Annotated in this window: 7 protein-coding genes; 6 read left to right on the top strand and 1 reads right to left on the bottom strand. The window is 73.8% G+C overall.

The window, feature by feature from the left end; translation table 11 throughout:
• Positions 1–57: 57 nt before the first annotated feature.
• Positions 58–660: a histidine phosphatase family protein gene (locus BHU15_RS28300; protein WP_023541526.1), complete on the bottom strand. Its 603-nt coding sequence runs from the start codon at positions 658–660 to the stop codon at positions 58–60.
• 231 nt (positions 661–891) lie between these two features.
• On the opposite strand from BHU15_RS28300, the gene BHU15_RS28295 reads away from it, so the two are divergent.
• From BHU15_RS28295 to BHU15_RS28270, 6 genes are all read left to right on the top strand, one after another.
• Positions 892–1,893, top strand: coding sequence for a phosphatase PAP2 family protein (locus BHU15_RS28295; RefSeq protein ID WP_069629768.1), 1,002 nt, complete (start codon positions 892–894; stop codon positions 1,891–1,893).
• Entirely contained in the window at positions 1,793–3,010 is a 1,218-nt protein-coding gene (locus BHU15_RS28290; protein WP_069629767.1) for a hypothetical protein, read from the top strand. The genes BHU15_RS28295 and BHU15_RS28290 overlap by 101 nt, the downstream gene beginning before the upstream one ends.
• Positions 3,001–4,665, top strand: coding sequence for a hypothetical protein (locus tag BHU15_RS28285; protein ID WP_079128427.1), 1,665 nt, complete (start codon positions 3,001–3,003; stop codon positions 4,663–4,665). Before BHU15_RS28290 ends, BHU15_RS28285 begins: the two co-directional genes overlap by 10 nt.
• A gap of 5 nt (positions 4,666–4,670) precedes the next feature.
• The gene (locus BHU15_RS28280) at positions 4,671–6,020 is read left to right on the top strand and encodes an AAA domain-containing protein (protein WP_069629769.1); all 1,350 of its coding nucleotides are present in this window, start codon (positions 4,671–4,673) and stop codon (positions 6,018–6,020) included.
• A gap of 92 nt (positions 6,021–6,112) precedes the next feature.
• Positions 6,113–6,460 carry a DUF8844 domain-containing protein gene (locus BHU15_RS28275; RefSeq protein ID WP_069629766.1) on the top strand — a complete coding sequence of 116 codons (348 nt, stop codon included), beginning with the start codon at positions 6,113–6,115 and terminating at the stop codon, positions 6,458–6,460.
• Positions 6,461–6,589: 129 nt separating this feature from the next.
• Positions 6,590–7,252, top strand: a complete 663-nt coding sequence (locus BHU15_RS28270; RefSeq protein WP_069629765.1) for a hypothetical protein — start codon at positions 6,590–6,592, stop codon at positions 7,250–7,252.
• The last annotated feature ends 128 nt before the right edge of the window (positions 7,253–7,380 follow it).

Below are 7,380 nucleotides of genomic sequence, written 5' to 3'. Positions count from 1 at the left end.
TCACAGGGCAATACACCTAGGCCGTGTCTGGCAAATCCCGTCTGGCGCGACCGCGCGCTACCGGCCCGCGAGATGCCCCGTGTCGTTCCAGACGCCGATCGCCGGCGCACCGTACGCCCAGTCCAGGACCGACAGCGACGTCGGTGCCAGCCGGATCCGGGACGCGAAGGAGATGTCTTCGCCCAGCCAGCGCGCGCCGATCGCGCGCAGGATGTGGCCGTGGGCGAAGACCAGGACGTCACGGTCGGCCGAGCGCGCCCACTCCACGACCTCGTCGGCCCGCGCCGCGACCCCGGCCAGGGTCTCGCCGTCGGGGACGCCGTCGCGCCAGATGAACCAGCCGGGGCGCACGGCCTGGATCTCGGCCGGGGTCATGCCCTCGTACGCGCCGTAGTCGAACTCCATCAGCGCGTCCCACGGCCGCGCCCGGCCGCCGCCGAAACCGGCGAGTTCGCAGGTGTCGCTCGCGCGCAGCAGCGGGCTGGTGCGGACCTCCGCGTCGGGCAGGCCCGCCCACGGCTCGCGGTGCAGCCTCTCGCCGAGCAGCTTGGCGCCGCGTCTGCCCTCGTCGAGCAGCGGGATGTCCGTCCGGCCGGTGTGCCTGCCGGACAGCGACCACGCCGTCTGACCGTGCCGGGCGAGGAGGACGCGCGGTGCCATGGAATCTCTCCCTGAGGTTCACAACAGGTGCCGCCCCATCATCCCGTACCTGAACGGAGGGCAATCTCCGGGACGATCTCCGCGTCCCCATGGACAGCCGACGGTCAGGTCACGGGGGTTCCGTGGAGGCACGAGGGTTCGGGGGGACCCCTCGCATGCCCGCGATCGCCTACACCGTACGGTTGAACGTCGGCGGAAGGCCGCGTTAACTGACGAGGGAGAACGTTCCGGATGCCGCAGACCGCCCGTGCGCGCACCGCCCACCGGCCCCGATGGTGGGCCGAACTGCTGCTCCTGGCAGTGGTGTACGGGGCGTACTCGGCGGGCCGACTGCTGGCGCGCGGTGATGTGTCCACGGCCGTCGACCACGGTCTGGCGATCCTCCGAATAGAGAAGGCGTTCTTCCTGAACGCCGAACATCCGCTCAACCGGCTCTTCACCAGCACCCCGGCCCTCGGGATACCCGCCGACTTCGCGTACGCCTCGCTGCACTATCTCGTCACACCGGCCGTGCTGATCTGGATCTTCCGGCGCCGCCCCGCGCACTACCGGGCGGCGCGCGCCTGGCTGATGCTCTCCACGCTGCTCGGCCTGATCGGCTTCACCCTCCTGCCGACGTGCCCGCCGCGGCTGCTCGACGCGTCCTACGGGTTCGTCGACACGATGGCGCAGTACAGCTCGTACGGCTGGTGGGGCGCCGAGGCGAGCGCACCGCGCGGGCTCGGCGGGATGACCAACCAGTACGCGGCGATGCCGAGCCTGCACGTCGGCTGGGCCGTGTGGTGCGGGGTGCTGCTGTGGCGGCACGGCAAGTCGCCGCTGCTGCGGATTCTCGGTGTCGTCTATCCGCTGGTCACGGTGATCGTGGTGATGGGGACGGCGAACCACTACTTCCTCGACGCGGTCGCCGGCGTCGCCGTGATGGGGGCGGGCGCGCTGCTGACGGCTCCCGCGCTGCGGGCGGCCGACCGGGGCTGGACGCTGGCGACCGGCCGGTACGCGTTCGTGGCCCGCCACGCGCGGCTGCCGGTGCCGGCGCAGGCGGCCGACGAGGCTTCGGTGACCGGCACGACGCCGGTCAACTCCCCGGTCAAACCTCCGATTGTCAGTGACGGATGCGAGACTTCCACGGGTGAGCGATTCCCCGGGCAGCGCACCCGCACCAACAGCAGCACCCGCACCGCAGGCGGTACCGGAGCCGCGGCCGACGACGCTGCGACAGCGGCTCGCTGAGCTGCGCGGACCGGACGTCGCGCCGCATCCGCTGGACGCCCGCGCGCTGGCCGCACTCGCCGCCAATCCCGGCTGCGGACGCCGTGCGCTGCTGGACGGCGCCGGGGTCGACAAGACGGCGCTGGCGGCGGCGCTCGGCTCACCCGCGCCGTTCGGTCAGTCGCAGTTCGCCTTCATGCGTGGCAACGCGTTCGAGGCGCGGGTGAAGGCCGACGGCGGTACGGAGCTGATGCGGCTGCTGCACGAGCGGATGGGCGCGGGGTCGCCGCCGCCGGTGCCCGGTGAGGTGCTGGTCCCCGATCTGTCGGCGGCAGGGCCCGAGGGGCGCGTCGCGCGTACGGCGCTGGCGCTGCGGGAGGCGACCGGCGCGGACGGCTCGCCCGGGCTCTGGACGCTGCTGGTGCACCCGCTGGTCGCGCTGGACGTGGCCGGCTCACCCGCGTATCTGGAGCCGGACGCCGTGGTGGTGGGCCCGGACGGCCGGTGGACGGTCGTGGAGATCAAGTCCTTCCCGATGATCGACAGTTCGGCCGACCCCGCGAAGGTGGGCGCCGCCGCGCGGCAGGCCGCCGTGTACGTGCTGGCGCTGGAGCGGATCGCCGCGCGGACGACCGGCGCGCGGGTGGACCACTCGGTGCTGCTGGTGTGCCCCAGGGACTTCTCCAACCTGCCGACCGCCTCGGTCGTGGACGTACGCAAGCAACTGTCGGTGACCCGGCGGCAGCTGACCCGGCTGACCCGGATCGAGGACCTGGCGGCGGAGCTGCCCGAAGGCACCAGCTTCGATCTGGAGCGGTGCTCGCAGGCGGAGCTGACGGCGGCGGTGGACTCGGTGACGGCGGCGTACGCGCCGGAGTGTCTGGCCGCGTGCGAGCTGGCCTTCCACTGCCGGGGCCGGGCCCGCTCGGCGGGGGCCGTGGAGGCGCTCGGGCGGGGTGTACGGGGCGAGTTGGGCGGGCTGACGACGGTCGGCGCGGTGCTGGCGGCGGCGCGCGGCGAGAGCGCGCCGGGGACGGCCGACGACGACCCGACGGTGGTGGCGCTGCGCAGGGCCGCCGCGCTGCGCGCCGAGGCGCTGAGGTCGCTCCCGGAGGGCGCGGTGGCCGGATGTCGCTGATCAGTACCCTCGCCCGGCTGGAGGCGGTGGAGAGCGGACGCGCGCAGCCGCTGGCCACGGTGTGCCACCGGCGGCTGTCGGACCGCCCGCTGGTGTTCGTGCCGCTCACGACGGCCGGTGAGGCCGGTGCCCCGCTGGGCGCGCTGGTCGGTACGGACCGGGGGTCGCCCCGGCTGCTGACCGTGGCGCAGCCCCGCGACCGCGATCTGCGGTTCGCCTTCCTGGCCGAACTGGCGGAGACGCTGCTGCCGCATCTGGACGCGTACGCGGACGACGTGGAGCCCGCCGAACGGAGCGAGACGGACCCGGAGACGGGCAAGCGCGTCAAGGTCGAGGTCGAACTGTGCGTGGACGCGCCGCAGTTGATCGTGCCGAACCGGCCGGGGGTCGACTTCGTACGCCTCCTGGGGCGTTCGATGCGGTTCCGGCGTACGGCGGAGCAGGACCCGGACACGCCGTATCCGGCGCCCGCGCGGGTGCCGCTGCTGGGCCGCTGGCTGACGCACTACGGGGAGCGGGCGCGGGTGCCGGGGTCGTCGCTGCTGCTGGCGGCGACGGACCTGCTGAACAGGCACTGGGCGACGGGGCAGTCGAATCTGGAGGATCAGCATCTGGGGGCGCTGCTGGCCTGGATCGACCCGCCGGACGGCGGTTCGGGGCGGGACGCGGCGCTGCGCGCGGAGACGGACCGGGACGGGCGTGGGCAGTTGCGGTGCCCGCCCGCGGGTCCGGCGACCGACCCGGCGTTCGACAACAGGCTGCTGGCCCCGGCGATCGACGAGTACGACCGGGCGCGTCAGTTCCTCGGGGCGGCCGAGGACGGTCCGGGCGCGGACGAGCAGTTGGGCCGGCTGACGAGGGCCGAGCGGGAGATCCGCGCGCTCCTGGAGAGCCAGTTGCGGCCGACGTGGGACGCGGTGTGGCGGGGGCTCGATCTGCTGCGGGAGCTGCCGGAGGGGGCGCGGGTCGCCGACCGGTGGACGCGCGACCGCTGGTCGTTCACGGGCCACCGGGACCGGGTGCGGTCCGGGGAGCCGCCGCAGCCCCGGCACGACGACGCGGTGACGGCCGCGCAGAAGCTGGCCTCACGGGAGACGGCGCAGCAGCAGTTGGAGGCGCAGGAGGCGCTGGACGACCCGCTGGTGCTGGCGGGGCGCCGGCTGGCGGGCGAGGCGTTCATCGGGGAGGTGACTGAGGTGGTGATGGCCTACAGCGAGAGCAAGCGGCCGAGCCCGCGCCCCCTGGTCACGCTGTACAGCGAGGACACCCCGCAGCTCGGCGAGCGCACGAAGGTCTACCGCTCGCTGGACGGCAAGCCGCAGTCGGCGGAGTTCGTGGGGTGGGAGCCGGACGGGGGCGGCACGCTGGTGGTGCGGCTGACGGACCGGATGGGCCGGGGGAGGGAGCCCGCCGAGGGTTCGCTCCCGGAGAAGGGCGACGTGATCGCCTGGACCCTGTTCGAACACGACCAGCGGGGCGGTCCGAAGCTGCCTTCCACGGAGGAGACGCCGTGGACGCACGGGGGGCCGCCGGCCGTGGAGGGGCGCGGTCCCGGAGCCGTACCGCTTCCCGAGGCCCGTACGCCGGCCGACGGGACGCCGTCCGCGCCGCCCCTTCCCCTCCCCGACCCGGTGACCGAGGACGACTTCCTGTGAGCACCATGACCGCATCTTCCGACCGGGCCGGATTCGACCCGGGCGCCGAGGCCGCGCGGGCCACCGACGCGATCCTGCACGACACGCTGTACGGCGCGTACCGGGGCGTGGTGGTCGACTCGCCGCCCGGCGCCGGAAAGTCGACGCTCGTGGTGCGGGCCGCGCTCGAACTGGCCTCGGCGGGGCGGCCGTTGATGGTCGTAGCGCAGACCAACGCGCAGGTGGACGACCTGGTCACCCGGCTCGCCGAGAAGGCTCCCGGCCTGCCGGTGGGCCGGCTGCACAGCAACGACCCGGATCCGTACGACCCGTCGCTCAACGAGCTTGCCTCCGTACGGAAGTCGGCGAAGGCGGCCGATCTGGCGGGCCTCGACGTGGTCGTGTCGACGGCGGCCAAGTGGGCGCACGTGCAGGGGGTGGAGCCGTGGCGGCACGCGATCGTGGACGAGGCGTACCAGATGCGTTCGGACGCGCTGCTCGCCGTCGCGGGGCTCTTCGAGCGGGCGCTGTTCGTGGGCGACCCGGGCCAGTTGGACCCGTTCAGCGTGGTCGGCGCCGACCAGTGGGCGGGTCTGTCGTACGACCCGTCGGCGAGCGCGGTCAGCACGCTCCTGGCGCACAATCCCGAACTGCCGCAGCACCGGCTCCCGGTGTCGTGGCGGCTGCCGGCGTCGGCGGCGCCGCTGGTGTCGGACGCGTTCTACCCGTACACGCCGTTCCGCAGCGGTACGGGCCCGGCGGACCGCCGGCTCACGTTCGCCGTCCCCTCCGACGGCTCGGGCCCGGACCGCGTGGTGGACGAGGCGGCGGCCTCCGGCTGGGGCCTGCTGGAGCTGCCGGCCCGGCGTACGCCCCGTACGGACCCCGAGGCGGTACGGGCGGCCGCCCTGGTCGTCCGCCGGCTGCTGGACCGGGGCGGCGCGACGACCGGCGAGCGCGGCCCCGGCACGTCGCCGCTGACGGCCGACCGCGTCGCCGTCGGCACGGCGCACCGCGACCAGGCGGCGGCGATCCGTGCGGCGCTCGCGGAGCTGGGGGTGACGGGTGTGGCCGTGGACACGGCGAACCGGCTCCAGGGCCGCGAGTTCGACGTCACGGTCGTCCTGCACCCTCTCTCGGGCCGCCCGGACGCGACGGCGTTCCACCTGGAGACGGGCCGCCTGTGCGTGCTGACCTCCCGCCACCGCCACGCGTGCATCGTGATCTGCCGCGCGGGAGTCCCGGAACTGCTGGACGAACACCCGTCGACGGAGCCGGTGCAACTGGGCGTCACGATCAAGTTCCCCGATGGCTGGGAGGCGAACCACGCGGTGCTGTCCCACCTGTCGGAGCACCGGATCACCTGGCAGCCCTGAGGCCCCCTTGCGCGGGGCGGGACAATGGACGGTGGCCGAAGCCGTACGTATGCCGGCGCGGGCGCCCGCACCAGGAGCAGTAGGAGGATCACATGGCGGAATCCGAGTCCGGTCAGCGACGGCTGCGGCCCGCCCCGCTGCTGTTCGAGCCGTCGGAGGCGGCCGCCGATCCGGAGCACTTCTTCGATCTGGAGTCGATCGACGACCCGGGCGCGCTGCTCGACCGGGCCACCGAGCTGACGCTGGCCTTCCGGGCCGCGACGGACCGGGCCGTGGAGTTCCAGGCCGTCGCCGCCGCGCAGCTCGCCGATCCGCGGCGGTTCGACCGGCTCACGGCCGCCGACATCGCGGAGCGGGCACAGTGGACGGAGGACTACGCCAAGAAGATGGTGGAGTTCGGCCGTGACCTGCTGCGGAACGGTCGCACGCCCGGGGAGTGAGGGGCGCGTCATTTCACGCCACCCGCCTGGCATATGCCGACGCGTAGGTTACGCCCTCCCGCACCACCCTGTCCCGGTTTCCGACAACTCCCCGGAACGGGACAGTTACTCCAGGTAGACGTAGGTGCCATGAGCGCATGGCTGCGAGATGAATCCCCCCTGAGCCCGGGAGCTTGCGACGACGAGCGCCGGACCGACATCTTCAACTACCTCCGCGAGGAGGGGCACCATCACACCGCGCAGGTGACCGCCGCCGGCGCCGGCTGGCTCGCCTCGGCGGGGCTGTATCCCCGCTCCACGCTCTCCCTCTGGGAGGCCAGACCGACCGCGCCCGGCGTACTGCCCTGCGGCGGTGTCTTCGACGTCGTGAACGTGCCCGCGATCTTCGGCAGGCGCATGCTCGACCGGCTCTGGTCCGAGGGTCCCGGCTCCGGCCCCGTCGCCACCCACCGGGGACGGATGATGCTGTTCGCGGCCCCCGGCACCGCCCAGCGGCTGCCGTCGCTGCTGTCCTGGGAGGAGTGGGGGCGCTCGGCCCCCGAAGGCGCCGCCCCCGCTGTTCCGCCGCTGCTCTGCCACGGCTCGGGCGACGCGGTGACCGTCCCCTCGCTGGTCCCCGGCGCCGGTGCGACGCCGCGCTGGGTGGTGGCCCCCGACACCCGTCATCCGTGGCTGCCCGGCCCCGAGGTGCTGCTGTGGGCGTGCGTACGGGCGAGCCGTCCCCTGGTGCGCACGGCGGCCACCCTGCCCCGGACCGGCGCGGTGACGAGCCTGCCGGGTTCCCACCCCTGAGCAGGGAACCAGCACCGTACGGGCGTCTCGCGGGAGCTGATCCAGGGGCCTGTCATATCGATTTTTCTTCGCACCGATCCTGGTGCTAAAGTCAACGACGTCAGCAAGCGCCGCTAGCTCAGTTGGTT

It is taken from the genome of Streptomyces niveus, from assembly GCF_001723055.1.
In the GTDB taxonomy this organism is placed as follows: domain Bacteria; phylum Actinomycetota; class Actinomycetes; order Streptomycetales; family Streptomycetaceae; genus Streptomyces; species Streptomyces niveus.
Note: the sequence above shows the minus strand (reverse complement) of the source record. Positions and strands in the feature narration are given on the sequence as shown.

What these genes read in the sequence shown, in the direction of transcription:
- BHU15_RS28300 (WP_023541526.1), bottom strand. Translation starts at nt 660, where the DNA reads ATGGCACCGCGCGTCCTCCTCGCCCGGCACGGTCAGACGGCGTGGTCG.
- BHU15_RS28295 (WP_069629768.1), top strand. Translation starts at nt 892, where the DNA reads ATGCCGCAGACCGCCCGTGCGCGCACCGCCCACCGGCCCCGATGGTGG.
- BHU15_RS28285 (WP_079128427.1), top strand. Translation starts at nt 3,001, where the DNA reads ATGTCGCTGATCAGTACCCTCGCCCGGCTGGAGGCGGTGGAGAGCGGA.
- BHU15_RS28280 (WP_069629769.1), top strand. Translation starts at nt 4,671, where the DNA reads ATGACCGCATCTTCCGACCGGGCCGGATTCGACCCGGGCGCCGAGGCC.
- BHU15_RS28275 (WP_069629766.1), top strand. Translation starts at nt 6,113, where the DNA reads ATGGCGGAATCCGAGTCCGGTCAGCGACGGCTGCGGCCCGCCCCGCTG.
- BHU15_RS28270 (WP_069629765.1), top strand. Translation starts at nt 6,590, where the DNA reads ATGAGCGCATGGCTGCGAGATGAATCCCCCCTGAGCCCGGGAGCTTGC.